Annotated in this window: 15 protein-coding genes and 1 other annotated feature; of the genes, 4 read left to right on the top strand and 11 right to left on the bottom strand. The window is 62.9% G+C overall.

Annotated elements, in window-relative coordinates; genetic code table 11:
• Positions 1-9: 9 nt before the first annotated feature.
• From hisIE to hisL, 9 genes are all read right to left on the bottom strand, one after another.
• A complete protein-coding gene (gene hisIE, locus FHU12_RS13470; protein ID WP_060440333.1) occupies positions 10-630 on the bottom strand; it encodes a bifunctional phosphoribosyl-AMP cyclohydrolase/phosphoribosyl-ATP diphosphatase HisIE in 621 nt (206 codons plus the stop codon).
• The gene (gene hisF, locus FHU12_RS13465; protein ID WP_060440332.1) at positions 624-1,400 is read right to left on the bottom strand and encodes an imidazole glycerol phosphate synthase subunit HisF; all 777 of its coding nucleotides are present in this window, start codon (positions 1,398-1,400) and stop codon (positions 624-626) included. The genes hisIE and hisF overlap by 7 nt, the downstream gene beginning before the upstream one ends.
• Positions 1,382-2,119 carry a 1-(5-phosphoribosyl)-5-[(5-phosphoribosylamino)methylideneamino]imidazole-4-carboxamide isomerase gene (gene hisA, locus FHU12_RS13460; RefSeq protein WP_060421534.1) on the bottom strand — a complete coding sequence of 246 codons (738 nt, stop codon included), beginning with the start codon at positions 2,117-2,119 and terminating at the stop codon, positions 1,382-1,384. Before hisA ends, hisF begins: the two co-directional genes overlap by 19 nt.
• Positions 2,120-2,124: 5 nt before the next feature.
• Positions 2,125-2,715: an imidazole glycerol phosphate synthase subunit HisH gene (gene hisH, locus FHU12_RS13455; protein WP_033637766.1), complete on the bottom strand. Its 591-nt coding sequence runs from the start codon at positions 2,713-2,715 to the stop codon at positions 2,125-2,127.
• The gene (gene hisB / locus FHU12_RS13450; protein ID WP_033637767.1) at positions 2,715-3,782 is read right to left on the bottom strand and encodes a bifunctional histidinol-phosphatase/imidazoleglycerol-phosphate dehydratase HisB; all 1,068 of its coding nucleotides are present in this window, start codon (positions 3,780-3,782) and stop codon (positions 2,715-2,717) included. The genes hisH and hisB overlap by 1 nt, the downstream gene beginning before the upstream one ends.
• On the bottom strand, positions 3,779-4,867 hold the full coding sequence (gene hisC, locus FHU12_RS13445; RefSeq protein WP_141969895.1) for a histidinol-phosphate transaminase: 1,089 nt from the start codon (positions 4,865-4,867) through the stop codon (positions 3,779-3,781). The genes hisB and hisC overlap by 4 nt, the downstream gene beginning before the upstream one ends.
• Complete coding sequence (gene hisD / locus FHU12_RS13440; protein ID WP_141969893.1) at positions 4,864-6,171, bottom strand: histidinol dehydrogenase; 1,308 nt, start codon at positions 6,169-6,171, stop codon at positions 4,864-4,866. Before hisD ends, hisC begins: the two co-directional genes overlap by 4 nt.
• Before the next feature lie 4 nt (positions 6,172-6,175).
• Positions 6,176-7,075: an ATP phosphoribosyltransferase gene (gene hisG, locus FHU12_RS13435; protein ID WP_049202244.1), complete on the bottom strand. Its 900-nt coding sequence runs from the start codon at positions 7,073-7,075 to the stop codon at positions 6,176-6,178.
• 72 nt (positions 7,076-7,147) lie between these two features.
• Positions 7,148-7,274 (bottom strand) — a sequence feature (His leader region).
• Positions 7,250-7,297, bottom strand: a complete 48-nt coding sequence (gene hisL, locus FHU12_RS13430) for a his operon leader peptide (protein WP_100396937.1) — start codon at positions 7,295-7,297, stop codon at positions 7,250-7,252. It overlaps the preceding feature by 25 nt.
• Before the next feature lie 229 nt (positions 7,298-7,526).
• Between hisL and FHU12_RS13425 the strand changes: the two genes are divergently transcribed.
• Positions 7,527-8,351 carry an SDR family oxidoreductase gene (locus FHU12_RS13425; RefSeq protein ID WP_141969891.1) on the top strand — a complete coding sequence of 275 codons (825 nt, stop codon included), beginning with the start codon at positions 7,527-7,529 and terminating at the stop codon, positions 8,349-8,351.
• Between the two features lie 15 nt (positions 8,352-8,366).
• On the opposite strand, the gene FHU12_RS13420 is transcribed toward FHU12_RS13425, so the two are convergent.
• The gene (locus FHU12_RS13420; protein ID WP_141969889.1) at positions 8,367-9,251 is read right to left on the bottom strand and encodes a LysR family transcriptional regulator; all 885 of its coding nucleotides are present in this window, start codon (positions 9,249-9,251) and stop codon (positions 8,367-8,369) included.
• A gap of 137 nt (positions 9,252-9,388) precedes the next feature.
• On the opposite strand from FHU12_RS13420, the gene FHU12_RS13415 reads away from it, so the two are divergent.
• Positions 9,389-10,579 carry an MFS transporter gene (locus FHU12_RS13415; protein WP_141969887.1) on the top strand — a complete coding sequence of 397 codons (1,191 nt, stop codon included), beginning with the start codon at positions 9,389-9,391 and terminating at the stop codon, positions 10,577-10,579.
• Here the strand turns inward: FHU12_RS13415 and FHU12_RS13410 are convergent.
• A complete protein-coding gene (locus tag FHU12_RS13410; RefSeq protein ID WP_141969885.1) occupies positions 10,570-11,475 on the bottom strand; it encodes a LysR family transcriptional regulator in 906 nt (301 codons plus the stop codon). The genes FHU12_RS13415 and FHU12_RS13410 overlap by 10 nt on opposite strands.
• A gap of 248 nt (positions 11,476-11,723) precedes the next feature.
• On the opposite strand from FHU12_RS13410, the gene speB reads away from it, so the two are divergent.
• Both speB and FHU12_RS13400 read left to right on the top strand, forming a co-directional pair.
• Positions 11,724-12,656 (top strand): agmatinase, encoded by a 933-nt coding sequence (gene speB, locus FHU12_RS13405; RefSeq protein WP_141969883.1) that lies wholly within the window; start codon positions 11,724-11,726, stop codon positions 12,654-12,656.
• Between the two features lie 77 nt (positions 12,657-12,733).
• On the top strand, positions 12,734-14,119 hold the full coding sequence (locus FHU12_RS13400; RefSeq protein WP_141969881.1) for a sodium:solute symporter family protein: 1,386 nt from the start codon (positions 12,734-12,736) through the stop codon (positions 14,117-14,119).
• The last annotated feature ends 22 nt before the right edge of the window (positions 14,120-14,141 follow it).

Here is a 14,141-nt window from a genome sequence, read left to right as displayed (position 1 = left end):
GATTTAACGTCACGCTTTTTTCTGATGCCGCTCGCGCAGCCGGCCAATCACCGCGCTCAGATCCAGATCCTGGTCCTGCAGCAGCACCAGCAGGTGATAGATCAGGTCCGAAGCTTCGTTGGTCAGCTCTTCGCGATCGTTGACCGTGGCGGCCAGCGCGGTTTCCACGCCTTCCTCCCCGACCTTCTGCGCGATGCGCTTGGTACCGCTGGCGTACAGGCTGGCGGTGTACGAGCTGTCCGGGCTGGCGTGCTTGCGCTCCGCCAACAGCTGCTCCAACTGATAGAGGAACGTCCAGTCGCTGGCGGCCGGGTGGAAGCAGCTGCTGTTGCCGAGGTGGCAGGTCGGGCCGATCGGGTTGGCCAATACCAGCAGCGTGTCGTTATCGCAGTCCGGCGTAATGCTGACCACCTTGAGGAAATGGCCGGAGCTTTCACCCTTGGTCCACAGACGCTGCTTGGTGCGTGAGAAGAAGGTGACGTTACCGCTCTGCTCGGTGGTCGCCAGCGCTTCCTGCGTCATGTAACCCAGCATCAGCACTTCGCCGGAAACGGCGTGCTGCACGATGGCCGGCATCAGACCGTCGGTTTTTTCCCAGTCCAGCTGGTTTCTCTGTTGTTCTGTCAGCACACGCGAATCTCCACGCCTTGTTCAACCAGGAACCTTTTCAGTTCGCCGATATTGATGATTTGTTTGTGGAACACCGACGCCGCCAGCGCGCCGTCGACGTCCGCATCGCGGAACGCTTCCAGGAAGTGCTCCATGGTGCCCGCGCCGCCGGAGGCGATGAGCGGCACCTTGCAGGCCTCGCGCACCAGGCGCAGCTGCTGCAGATCGTAACCGTTGCGCACGCCGTCCTGGTTCATCATGTTCAGCACGATCTCACCGGCGCCGCGGCGCTGCACTTCCTGTATCCAGTCGAGGGTTTCCCACTGGGTGATGCGGGTGCGGCTCTCATCGCCGGTATATTGGTTGACGTGATACTTGCCGGTTTCACTGTCGAACCAGGTGTCGATGCCTACCACGATGCACTGCACGCCGAAGCGTTCCGCCAGGCGACTAATCAGCTCAGGATCGGCCAGCGCCGGCGAGTTGATTGAAATCTTGTCGGCGCCGAAAGACAGGATCTGGCTGGCGTCCTCGGCGCTTTTAATGCCGCCGGCGACGCAGAACGGGATATCAATCACCTCCGCCACGCGCGATACCCAGCTTTTGTCCACCACCCGGCCGTCGCTCGAGGCGGTGATATCGTAAAACACCAGCTCGTCCGCACCTTCTTGCGCATAGCGCTGCGCCAGTGGCACGATGTCGCCGATGATTTCGTGGTTGCGGAACTGCACGCCTTTCACCACTTGCCCGTCTTTAACATCCAGGCACGGGATTATCCGTTTTGCCAGCATGCGATCGCCTCCTCAACGCTAAATTTACCTTCCAGCAGGGCGCGCCCCACGATCACGCCGGCAACGCCGCTGCCGCGCAGCTGGGCGATGTCGTCCAGATTGCCGATGCCGCCCGAGGCCTGGAAGGCCACCTGCGGATAACGGCGGCCGATCTCCTGATACAGCGCCACGTTGGACCCGGCCAGCGTACCGTCGCGCGAAATGTCGGTGCACAGCACGTGCTTGAGCCCGTAGGGCAGGAACTGCTCCACCACCTGTTCCAGCGTGGCGTCGGAATCCTCCTGCCAGCCGCTAATGGCTACGCGTTTCACGCCCTGCGCGTCGATGCGCACGTCCAGCGCCAGCACCAGCGCGTCGGCGCCGTAGCGCTCGAACCAGCTCTGCACCAACTGCGGCTGTTTCACCGCGGTGGAGCCGATCACCACGCGCGTGGCGCCGGCCTCCAGCAGGGCGCTGACGTCCTGCTCATTGCGGATGCCGCCGCCGACCTGCACCGGTACGTCAACCCCCGCCAACAGCTTGCGCAGCAGCGGGATCTGGCGCGCCGCCGGATCCTTGGCGCCGGTCAAATCGACCAGGTGCAGCACCTGGGCGCCCTGTTGTTGATAGTCCTGCAGGCGCAGCAGCGGATCGTTGCCGTAGTCGCGCTGTTGGCCGTAATCGCCCTGATGCAAACGCACCACGTTGCCGTCGATCAAATCCAAAGCCGGAATAATCATGCTGCCTACATCTCCAGAAAGTTTTTCAACAGTTGCGCGCCGGCCGCTCCAGATCGTTCTGGATGAAACTGCACGCCGAAGAAGTTGTCTTTTTGCACGGCGGCGGTGAAGGGCTCGCCGTAGTTCGCCTGGGCGATGGTGCTGGGGCATATCGGCATCGCATAGCTGTGAACGAAATAGAAGTAGGCGCCGTCATCGATGCCGCGGAACAGATGGTGGCCCGCCTGCGCGGACACCTGGTTCCAGCCCATGTGCGGCAGCGGCAGGCCGAAGTCGGTCATCTGCTTGACCGGCGTATCGATGAGGCCGAGCGTAGTCACGCCGCCGTTCTCTTCGCTGCTGGCCGCCAGCAGCTGCATGCCGAGGCAGATGCCCAGCACGGGCTGCGTGCAGGCCTTGATCAGTTCGATCAGATCGCGCTCGCGCAGTTGATCCATCGCCGCCTGTGCGGTGCCGACGCCCGGCAGGAACAGCTTGTCAGCGCGCAGCACGATCTCCGGATCGCGGCTCACCTCCGGCTGATAACCCAGGCGCCGCACCGCGTAGGTGACGGAGGCCAGGTTGGCGCAGCCGGTATCCAAAATCACCACGTTCATCACAGCACTCCTTTCGAGCTCGGCAGGGTATTGCCCTCGACGCGGATCGCCTGGCGCAGCGTGCGGCCAAACACTTTGAACAGGCTCTCGACCCGGTGGTGGTCGTTTTTGCCCTTGGTCTTCAGGTGCAGCGTGCAGCCCATGGTGTAAGAGAGCGAACGGAAGAAGTGCTCAACCATTTCGGTGCTGAGATCGCCGACGCGCTGATAGTTGAACTCGGCCTTGTATTCCAGGTGCGGGCGGCCGGAGATATCCAGCGCGCAGCGCGCCAGGCATTCGTCCATCGGCAACACGAAGCCGAAGCGAGCGATGCCGCGCTTGTCGCCCAATGCCTTGTTCAGCGCTTCACCCAGCGCCAGACCGGTGTCTTCCACCGTGTGGTGATCGTCGATATACAGATCGCCTTTGACGTCGATCTCCATGCGGAAGCCGCCGTGGGTGGCGATCTGATCCAGCATGTGATCGAAGAAGCCGACGCCGGTTTTGATCTTGCTGCCGCCTTCGCGATCCAGCCAGACGTTGACGTCGATCTGCGTCTCTTTGGTCACGCGGTTAACCCGCGCGTGGCGATCGCGCAGGGTCAGCTGGCGCACGATCTCTTTCCAGCCCAGCACGCCGCGCTGGTAGCGCAGCCCCTGGATACCCATGTTTTCCGCCAGCTGCACGTCGGTCGGCCGATCGCCGATCACGTAGCTGTGGGCGGCATTCAGCACGCCGGGTTCGAGGTAACCTTTCACCAGCGCGGTTTTCGGCTTGCGGCAGTCGCAGTTGTCCGCCGGCAGGTGCGGGCAGATCAGCACATCGGCGAACTGAATGCCCTGCGAGCTGAGGATCTGCATCATCAGGTTGTGCGGCGGATCGAAGGTTTCCTGCGGGAAACTGGCGGTGCCGAGCCCATCCTGATTGGTGATCATCACCAGCTGATACCCCGCCTGTTGCAGCGCCAGCAGGGAAGGGATCACGTCCGGCTCGAGCGCCAGCTTGTCCAGGCGGTCAACCTGGAAATCTTCCGGTGGCTCGGCGATCAGCGTGCCGTCACGATCGATAAAGAGGATTTTTTGGCTCACATTGGCTCCTGGCGAGTCGGGTTGGCGCCGGGCAGGGCGGACAAAGCGTCCACCACGCGTTGACATTCGTCGCGGGTGCCTATGGTGATGCGCAGGCAGCCGGACAATCCGGGCTGTTTGTTTTGGTCTCGTAAGATAATGCCCTGATCCCACAAGCTTTTAAACACATTACTTGAGGCGGTGAAGCGAGCCAGCAGGTAATTGCTGTCGCTGGCGAAAACCTGCTCGACGCAGGCGCATTTCTCCAGCTGTTGCTGCAGCCAGCTGCGGGTGGCTGCAATGTCGGTGACGCGCTGGCGCATGGTGCGGATACCTTCTTCGCTCAGCGCCTGCGCGGCGATATCCGCCACCGGCGTCGAAAGCGGGTAAGGCGCGATCACTTTCAGCAGCAGGGCGATCAGATCTTCGTTGGCGAGCGTAAAGCCGCAGCGCAGGCCGGCCAGCGCAAAGGCCTTCGACAGCGTGCGCAGGATAGCCAGGTGCGGATAGTCGCTCAGCCAGCCGGCCACCGAGGCCTGCGGGCAAAACTCGATGTAGGCTTCGTCCACCGCGACGATCGCCTTGCCTTTGGCCAGCTCCAGCAGGCTGCGCAGAGAGTCAGGGTCGATCAGATTGCCGGTCGGGTTGTTCGGGCTGCAGACGTAGATCAGCTTCACGCTGTCCATGCTGTCTGCGATGGCCGGCAGATCCAGCTGCCAGTCCTCTTTGGCGGCTACGGTGCGGCGCTCCACGCCGAAGGTTTCGGCACTGACGGCGTACATGCCGTAGGTCGGCGGGCAGAACAGAATGGCGTCTTTACCCGGCTCGCAGAAGGCGCGGATCAGCAGCTCGATGCCTTCATCGGCGCCGCGGCTGACCAGCACCTGCTCCTTCTTCACCCCGGCGTAGGCGGCGTAGCGTTCGATCACCAACGCCGGCTGGCACTCCGGATAGCGGTTGAAGGTTTGCACGGTCAGCTGGAACTCGGGCGCGATCGGGTATTCGTTGGCGTTGAGCCACACATCGCCCTTACCGCCGAGGCGGCGCGCCGATTGATAAGGGGTCAGCTCGCGAACGTTGGCGCGCGCCAGTTTTTCGATGCTCATGCTTGCTCCTTCAGGGCGGCGACGCGCAGGGTCACGGCGTTCTTGTGGGCGATCAGCTGCTCGGCGGCAGCCAGCGTCTCGATGGTGGCGGCCAGGTTGCTGAAGCCCTGCGGCGTCAGCTCCTGCACCGTCATGCGTTTTTGAAAATCGGCCAGCCCCAGGCTGGAGCAGGTGGCGGTGTAGCCGTAGGTCGGCAGCACGTGGTTGGTGCCGGAGGCGTAATCGCCGGCGGACTCCGGCGACCAGTCGCCGAGGAACACCGAACCGGCGCTGGTGATGCCGTCCACCAGCTCACGCGCATTGCGGGTCTGAATGATCAGGTGCTCCGGGCCGTAGCGGTTGCTGATGGCCACGCACTCAGGCAGATCGCGCGCCACGATAAGGCGGCTGCTCGCCAGCGCCTGACGGGCGGTGTCGGCGCGCGGTAGCTCGGCCAGCTGGCTTTCCACCGCTTCGGCCACCGCCTGCGCCATTGCCGCGTCCGGCGTCAGCAGGATCACCTGCGAATCCGGGCCGTGTTCGGCCTGCGACAGCAGATCGGAAGCGACGAATGCCGGGGTAGCGCCGGCATCGGCGATCACCAGCACTTCCGAAGGGCCGGCCGGCATGTCGATGGCCGCGCCGTCGAGGCGCTGGCTGACCTGCCGCTTGGCTTCGGTCACGAAGGCGTTGCCCGGCCCGAAGATTTTCGCCACGCGCGGCACGCTTTCGGTGCCGAACGCCAGGGCGGCGATCGCCTGCGCGCCCCCGACCTGAAACACTTCCTGCACGCCGCACAGCTGTGCCGCATACAGGATCTCATCGGCGATCGGCGGCGGCGAGCACAGCACCACCCGGCGGCAACCGGCGATGCGCGCCGGCGTCGCCAGCATCAGTACGGTGGAGAACAGCGGCGCCGACCCGCCGGGAATATACAGGCCCACCGAGTCGATTGGGCGGGTCACCTGCTGGCAGCGCACGCCCGGCTGCGTTTCGACGTCCACCGGCGGCAGTCGCTGCGCGTTGTGGAAGGTGTCCACGTTGGCGACGGCCACCGCCATCGCCTGTTTGATGTCATCGCCCAACCGCGCGCAGGCGGCGGCGATCTGCTCGGCGCTGACGCGCAGCGCGGCGACGTCCGCCTTGTCGAAACGGGCGCTGTAGTCGCGCAGCGCCCGATCGCCGTTGGCCTTCACGTTGTCGAGGATCTCGCTCACCGTGCGGGTGATGCTGTCGGAAGCGGCGATTGCCGGGCGCATCAGCAGCTCGGCCTGGCGTTCGGCGCTGCACGTTGCCCAATCGATCGGCGTGTTGAAGGTCGACATGGCGTTACTCCATCATCTTTTCAATCGGCAGCACCAGAATCGAGCTGGCGCCGAGCGCTTTCAGTTTTTCCATGGTTTCCCAGAACAGGGTTTCGCTGCTCACCATGTGCATCGCCACGCGGTTCTGCGCGCCGGCCAGCGGCAGAATGGTCGGGCGCTCGGCGCCCGGCAGCAGCGCGACGATCTCGTCCAGCTTCTCGCTCGGCGCGTGCAGCATGATGTATTTGGATTCACGCGCCTGGATCACGCCTTGGATGCGGGTCATCAGGCGGTCGATCAACTGCTGTTTGGCCTCCGGCATTTCGCCGTCGCGTTGGATCAGGCAAGCTTTGGAACGGTAGATCACTTCCACTTCGCGCAGGCCGTTGGCCTCCAGCGTGGCGCCGGTAGAGACCAGATCGCAGATGGCGTCGGCCAGGCCGGCGCGCGGCGCCACTTCCACCGAGCCGTTCAGCAGGCAAGATTTGAAGCGCACGCCCTGCTTGTCGAGGTATTGCTTCAGCAGGTGCGGATAAGAGGTGGCGATGCGGGCGTCCTGCAGATTTTGCGGGCCGGTGTATTCGGCGTCGAGCGGGGTGGCCAGCGACAGGCGGCAGCCGCCGAAATCGAGGCGGCGCAGGGTAAAGTAGCGCGGGTCTTCGCCTTGAGCGCGGCGGCTGAGCAGCTCTTCTTCCAGCACGTTTTCGCCGATGATGCCCAGATCGACCACGCCGTCCATCACCAGGCCCGGAATGTCGTCATCGCGCACGCGCAGGATATCGATCGGCATGTTTTCCGCGAAGGCGATCAGACGCTGCTGCTGCAGGTTGATCTTGATGCCGCAGCGCGCCAGCAGCTCCTGGGATTCATCGCTCAGGCGACCTGACTTCTGCATTGCGATCCGTAAACGTGTCTTGTCCAGCATGGTAACCTCTGTTTAATCTGTAATTTTATGAATTTATTGTAAAAACTATTCTTTTCTGTCTGTCCGGAGCCAAAAAAAAAACCCTCGGAAGAAATCTTCCGAGGGCTCTCTCTTGCGTTCTGCGCGCCACTGGAAGATTAACAAACCGTCTTCCAGCACTCATCGCCTGAAAGACTAGTCAGGGTGATGGTGATGATGGTGGTTGAACTGAACGCGTGTCATGGTGTTTTTCTCTAATCAAAAGCCGGTAAAAACCGTATGCCAATTAAGCTAAACTATCCGCTGTCCACCGCGCAACCCTTTTTTAACGTCATAAATTTAATTTATTGAAACAGGTTAGGTTATTAGCCACAGACGGCTTTACCTAACCTTAAGCCGGGCAGATTGTATCGCCGTGCACAGTGGCGTAGCCTTAGGGGTAGGGCGCTGCGATCTTCAGGAGAGGAAGAGGATGAAAAAGGTAGCCATTATTGGTTTGGGTTGGCTGGGCATGCCGTTGGCGCTGTCGCTGATGGGGCGCGGGTATGATGTGGTCGGCAGCAAAACCACGCCGGACGGCGTCGAGGCCGCGCGCATGAGCGGCATCGAATGCTATCAACTGGAGCTGACGCCGGAGCTGGTGTGCGATCCGGACGATCTGGAATCGCTGCTGCGCGTGGATGCGCTGGTGGTGACGCTGCCCGCGCGCCGCACCGTCGAAGGCAGCGAGAACTATTTTAATGCGGTGCGCATGCTGGTGGACAGCGCGATGGCCTTCGGCGTGCCGCGGGTGATCTTCACCAGTTCCACCTCGGTGTACGGCGAAACCGCCGGCACGCTGCGTGAAGAGTCGCCGCTGCGGCCGGTCTCGCCGTCGGGCCGGGTGTTGGCCGAGCTGGAGCGCTGGCTGCATGAATTGCCGAACACCTCGGTGGACATTCTGCGGCTGGCGGGGCTGGTGGGCGCCGAACGTCACCCCGGCCGCTTCCTGGCGGGCAAACTCGACGTAAAGGGCGGATCGCAGGGGGTGAATCTGGTGCACCAGGACGACGTCATCGCCGCCATCCAACTGTTGCTGAAGCTGCCGAAGGGCGGCCATGTGTACAACCTGTGCGCGCCGCATCATCCGGCCAAACGCGAATTTTATCCGGCGCTGGCCGAACAGCTGCACCTGGCGCCGCCGCAGTTCGCCGACGAAACGGAACAGGATGAGCGGCTGGTGGACGGCAACCGCATCTGCAACGAGCTGGGTTTTGAGTACCAGTATCCCGATCCGGCGCGTATGCCGGTCAGTTAAGGCGGCATACGTCGTTTAAAGCGGGAAAAGGTGGCTCGTCACAAAGTCGACGAACAGCCTGATTTTGACTGACAGGTGGCGGCCCGACGGCCAGAGGACATGAAAAACCATGTTCTCGCGGTCGTATTCATCCAGAATCGTCACCAGGCTGCCCTGTTCCAGCTGTCTGCGTACGGCGATCTCCGGCAAATAAGCGATGCCCAGCCCTTGTTCGGCGAAGCACACCTGCGGATCGAGGGTATTTGTCACCATGCTGGCCGGCCGTTCGGGGATCATCTCCGTCTTGTCTCCCAGCGGCCAAACATCCAGTTTTCCTGTGCGGGGAAAGCGATAATGCAAACGGGCATGGCTTGTCAGATCCTCGGGCTTGCGCGGCATACCCGCTTTGCTGAAATAGTCCGGCGCGCCAACGAACACCTTGCGGCAAGTACCCAGCCGGCGGGCAACCAGCCGTGAATCGCTCGGAGTGCCGCTGCGGATAACGGCATCGAAACCTTCCTCAATCACGTCAACCAGCCGATCCGAATAATCAATATCCAGCTCGATCTCAGGATAGCGGCGCTTGAAGTCCCCCAGTTTTGGCATGAAAAGCGTGCCCAGCGACGGGAGACTGATGCGCAGCTTACCCTGGGGCGTTCCTCGCGTTTGCAACAGTTCGGCTTCCGCGTCTTTCACCTCGCTCAAAATGCGTCGGCACCTTTCCAGGAACAAGGCGCCTTCCGGCGTCAGGTTGACCGTGCGGGTGGAGCGGTGAAACAGGCGCACGCTGAGCCGCTCCTCCAGCCGGGCGATGGTTTTGCTGACCGCCGACGCGGAGATCCCCAGCTGTTGCCCGGCCGCCGTGAAACTGCGGCTTTCACTGACCCGCACGAAAACGTCGAGAGAACCCAAGCTTTCCATAGGCTTCCATTCTATTGATGACCTTTATGTCATGAGTGTTGTTCACTTTAGCCTGTTTTTCTTTTATCAGCGAGTGGGCAGCATGATGCAAACGTCATCCGCAATGGGCGGAAACATCTTTGAATGGGGAGTAATTGATGAATCAAACGACGATATCTGCGCCTGCCGCGAGCAGCGAGCGGTTGCCGCTGGGGCGCCTGCTGGCGTTGGCGATGGCCGCTTTCATCACGCTGCTGACCGAGATCATGCCGGCGGGCGTGCTTTCTTCGATTGCGGGCGATTTGAGCGTGTCTGAAAGCCTGGCGGGGCAATTCATCACCGCCTATGCGGTGGGGGCGTTGGTCGCCGCCATTCCGCTGACCGCATTGACGCAAGGCATGCGGCGCCGCCCCTTGCTCTTGAGCGCGATCGGCGGTTTTGCCATCGTCAACCTCGTCACGGCGCTGTCGCATGATTACCACGTCTCATTGGCGACGCGTTTCTTCGCCGGCGTTTTCGGCGGCATCGTTTGGTCCTTGCTGGCCGGTTACGCCGTGCGCATGTCGCCGGCCCATCTTGGCGGCCGCGCTATTGCGATCTCCGGCGCCGGCGCCACCCTGGCGCTGGTGCTCGGCGTACCGCTCGGCACGTTGCTTGGCCGAGCCATCGGCTGGCAGGGCGCCTTTGGCCTGATGACGTTGATGGCGGTGATGCTCGTGGTGTGGATCATCGCCATCGTGCCGGATTTCCCCGGCCAGGCTAAGGCGCATCGCCCGTCTCTGAGCGGCGTATTCTTGCAATGCGGGATCCGCGCCGTGCTGTTCGTGGTGTTCACCTTCATCGTTGCCCACAACATTCTGTATATCTACCTGGAGCCTTTCCTCACGCCGTCGGGGTTGTCCGAACGGGTCGATATCGTTCTGTTTATCTTCGGGTTGGGCGCGATTGTCGGATTGGGCGTCGCCGGGATGCTGGTCGATCGGCGAGTCCAATCTCTTACGGTGATGAGCATCGTCATCTTTGCCCTCGCGGCGATGCTGCTGGGGAGTGGGGGGAGGATGGCTCCGATGGTTTATCTCGCGGTCGCATTGTGGGGCGCGGCTTTCGGCGGTTTCGCCACCCTCACGCAGACGGCATTGTCACGCCTTTCCGGCCGAGCGGCCGACGTGGCGCAGTCTATGTATACGACGGGCTGGAATACCGCCGTGGCCGCCGGTGGCGCGGTCGGTGGCATGCTGCTCGACAAGGGCGGGGCGGCCTCTTTCGCCTGGGCCATTATCGGGCTCCTCATCCTGTCTTTAATCGGCACGCTGTTTGCCATGAATCGGGCGCTGGCCTCTCAGCGATGAAGTGATTGGCGTGCGGCGCGCGCCAAATCCTCCAGCAGCGCGTTCAACGCCTCGTCGGGCTGAACGGGGCGGCTGACCAGGCTGAGCGTGGCGCGGTAAGAGAGCGCCGCGCCGCCCAACTGCCGCAGCAATCCCTGTTCAACCCAGCGCGCCGCGTAGTGAGTGGGGAGATAGCCGAGACAGGTGCCGCTCAGCACCAGATGGGCGACGCTTTCCATATGATGAGCCACCGCCGCCAAGTGAGGCGGCGCGATCGGGCACAGCTGCTGCGCCAGCAGGTAGCCGCGCTTGACCCAGCGCGCGTTTTCAATCTGCTCGCGATCGGGGGCTTCCACCGCGAACAGCGGGTGATCCGCGCTGCAGTAAATCGCCTGCGTTTCCTCCAGCCACGGCTGATAACACAACGCCTCCAACTGTTGGCCAAAGTAGCCGATGCCCAGATCGAGCTGCCGGTGCAGCAGCCCCTGCTCAATCTCGTTCGGCGAACAGATGCGGCACTGCAATTGCACGTCCTGATGTCGGCGCTGGAAGTGCTGGATGGCCTGGCTGAACGGATTACCCGGCAGCGAAACCAGGTTATCCACCAGACCTATCTGCAGATCGCCGGTCAGCAAGCCGTTCAGCGACTGACTGACTCGGGTGAAGTCGCGGGCGGCGTTGAACAGCGAGCGGCAGGCGATCAGCATGCGTTCGCCCTTGGGCGTCAGCCGGAAGCCGGAGCGGCCGCGTTGGCACAGGCGAAAACCCAGCCGGGTTTCCAGCGAGGCCAGGTGGGTGCTGATGGTGGATTGGTTCATCAGCAGGGTTTCCTGTGCGGCGCTGACGCCCTGGGCTTCCGCCACCGCGACGAACACCCGCAGCAGTTTCAGATCGATATCGCTTAGGTTGGTGAGCATTCCCCCTCCGCAGAACGTCGGCCGGTTAACCCATTTTTAACATCAAAGAAATAGGGGCGGCGCTAAAGATATGGCCTTCCTTATGGCATGAAGTGGAAATAAAAATCAATACTTCAATAAGTTAGTTGCATCGTGTTTTTCGATGTTTACATGCAAAAGCGGGAATGGTAGCCGGGGTGGCCAACGGGGTAGTCTGCGAATGTTGCTCAAATGTTTCAATTCATCGCAGATAAAGACAAGGAAACGCCATGCTGAACCAACCCCAAAGCGGTAACGACATGCCGCGCTTTGCCGGTATTCCCACCATGATGCGCCTGCCCGCCGCCGATCAGGCGCACGGTCTGGATGCTGCCTTTGTCGGCATTCCGCTGGATATCGGCACCTCCAACCGCAGCGGCACCCGCTATGGCCCGCGCCAGATCCGCCAGGAGTCGGTGATGATCCGCCCTTACAACATGGGCACCGGCTCCGCCCCGTTCGAACGGCTGCAGGTGGCCGATCTGGGGGATGTCGCCATCAACCCTTACAGCCTGGCGGACAGCGTGCAGCGTATCGAGGCGGCTTACCACGAGATCCTGGCGCACGGTTGCATGCCGTTGACGCTCGGCGGCGACCACACCCTGACGCTGCCGGTGCTGCGCGCCGTCGCCCGTCGGCATGGTCCGGTCGGGCTGATCCACGTCGATGCGCATTCCGACACCAACGAGGAGATGTTCGGCGAACAGCTGGCGCACGGCACCACCTTCCGCCGCGCGTTCGAGGAGGGGCTGCTGGCGCCGGAAAAGGTGGTGCAGATTGGCCTGCGCGGCAGCGGCTATGCGGCGGACGACTTCGACTGGTCACGGCGCCAGGGCTTCCGCGTGGTGCCGGCCGAGGCCTGCTGGCACCGGTCGCTGACGCCGCTGATGGCGGAGATCCGCGAACAGATGGGCGATGCGCCGGTTTACCTCAGCTTCGATATCGACGGACTGGATCCGGCCTTCGCACCGGGCACCGGCACGCCGGAAGTCGGCGGGCTGTCGGTCTGGCAGGGGCTGGAAATCGTGCGCGGCTGCGATGGGCTGAACCTGGTGGGCGGCGATGTGGTGGAGGTGTCGCCGCCTTACGATCGCTCCGGCAACACGGCGCTGCTGGCCGCTAACCTGCTGTTTGAAATGTTGTGCGTGCTGCCGGCCCGCTGAGGCCGGTGCGCTGACCCTACCGGCGGAGCGGTTGCGTCGGGGCCCCTGATAACAATAACAACGGAGTGGAGGTACCCATGAATCTCGATCTGCTGGTCGTGGTGTTTTACTTTCTGGTGATAGGCGCGGTGGGGTGGATGGGCATTCGCCGCGCCAATTCCAAAGAGGCGTATCTGGTCGCCGGGCGCAACCTGGGGCCGGGGCTGTATCTGGGCACGCTGTCGGCGGTGGTGCTCGGCGGCGCGTCGACCATCGGCAGCGTCAAGCTCGGCTACACCTACGGCATCTCCGGCGTCTGGCTGTTCGGCGCGCTCGGGCTGGGCATCGTGGTGCTGAGCCTGGTGCTGGCCAAGCCGCTGCTCAAGCTGAAGCTGTATACCGTCAGCCAGGTGCTGTCGCGACGCTATCACCCGGCGGCGCGGGTCACCAGCGGCGCGATCATGCTGGCGTATGACCTGATGGTGGCGGTGACCTCGATCATCGCCATCGGCAGCGTGATGCAGGTGATGTTCGGCCTGTCGTTCAGTGCGTCTATCCTGCTCGGCGGCGGGCTGGTGGTGCTGTATTCGACGCTGGGGGGCATGTGGTCGCTGACGCTGACCGACATCATTCAGTTCATCATCATGACCGTCGGCATGATGCTGGTGCTGATGCCGATGAGTATCGTCAAGGCCGGCGGCTGGGAAGCCTTCACCAGCCAGCTGCCCGCTGGTTACTACCAGCTGTCGTCGATCGGATTGGACACCATTCTGGTGTTCTTCCTGATCTACTTCTTCGGCATTCTGATCGGCCAGGACATCTGGCAGCGGGTGTTTACCGCCCGCAGCGCCAACGTGGCGCGCTTCGCCGGGCTGGGGGCGGGCGTCTATTGCGTGCTGTACGGCGTGACCGGCGCGCTGATCGGCATGGCCGGCAAGATCGTGCTGCCGTCGCTCAGCAACACCGACGGTGCCTTTGCCGCTATCGCGCAGGCGGTGTTGCCGGTCGGCGTCAGCGGGCTGGTGGCCGCCGCGGCGTTGGCGGCGCTGATGTCCACTGCCAGCGCCTGCCTGCTGGCGTCTTCCACCATCGCGCTGGAGGACGTATTGCCGGCCATCCGGCGCAAACCTTCCGGCGGGTTGGCCGCCGGGCGCTTCACCACGCTTTTCATGGGCGTGGTCATGCTGGGGCTGGCGTTCGTGGTACGCGACGTGCTGGCGGCGCTGACGCTGGCTTACAACCTGCTGGTGGGCGGCATGCTGATCCCGCTGGTGGGGGCGATCTTCTGGCCGCGCGCCACCAGCGCCGGCGCGATTGCCAGCATGCTGACCGGCAGCCTGTGCGTGGTGGGGCTGATGGCCTGGCACGGCATCGACGCCAACAGCCCAATCTACGGCGGCCTGCTGGGCGGCGGCGTCGCCTTCGTGTTGGGCAGCCTGTTGAGCCGCCCGGCGCCGCAGCTGCAGCCGCAAACCGAGCGTTGAGACGACGAGGCTAATGACCGCG

The sequence above is a fragment of the Serratia marcescens genome, from assembly GCF_006715005.1.
Lineage (GTDB): Bacteria > Pseudomonadota > Gammaproteobacteria > Enterobacterales > Enterobacteriaceae > Serratia > Serratia montpellierensis.
Note: the sequence above shows the minus strand (reverse complement) of the source record. Positions and strands in the feature narration are given on the sequence as shown.

Coding starts and splice junctions, on each gene's coding strand:
- hisF (WP_060440332.1), bottom strand. CDS start 1,400: ATGCTGGCAAAACGGATAATCCCGTGCCTGGATGTTAAAGACGGGCAA.
- FHU12_RS13425 (WP_141969891.1), top strand. CDS start 7,527: ATGAAAAAGGTAGCCATTATTGGTTTGGGTTGGCTGGGCATGCCGTTG.
- hisD (WP_141969893.1), bottom strand. CDS start 6,171: ATGTCGACCTTCAACACGCCGATCGATTGGGCAACGTGCAGCGCCGAA.
- hisA (WP_060421534.1), bottom strand. CDS start 2,119: ATGATTATTCCGGCTTTGGATTTGATCGACGGCAACGTGGTGCGTTTG.
- hisH (WP_033637766.1), bottom strand. CDS start 2,715: ATGAACGTGGTGATTTTGGATACCGGCTGCGCCAACCTGGCCTCCGTC.
- FHU12_RS13420 (WP_141969889.1), bottom strand. CDS start 9,251: ATGGAAAGCTTGGGTTCTCTCGACGTTTTCGTGCGGGTCAGTGAAAGC.
- hisG (WP_049202244.1), bottom strand. CDS start 7,075: ATGCTGGACAAGACACGTTTACGGATCGCAATGCAGAAGTCAGGTCGC.
- FHU12_RS13410 (WP_141969885.1), bottom strand. CDS start 11,475: ATGCTCACCAACCTAAGCGATATCGATCTGAAACTGCTGCGGGTGTTC.
- FHU12_RS13400 (WP_141969881.1), top strand. CDS start 12,734: ATGAATCTCGATCTGCTGGTCGTGGTGTTTTACTTTCTGGTGATAGGC.
- speB (WP_141969883.1), top strand. CDS start 11,724: ATGCTGAACCAACCCCAAAGCGGTAACGACATGCCGCGCTTTGCCGGT.
- hisC (WP_141969895.1), bottom strand. CDS start 4,867: ATGAGCATCGAAAAACTGGCGCGCGCCAACGTTCGCGAGCTGACCCCT.
- FHU12_RS13415 (WP_141969887.1), top strand. CDS start 9,389: ATGAATCAAACGACGATATCTGCGCCTGCCGCGAGCAGCGAGCGGTTG.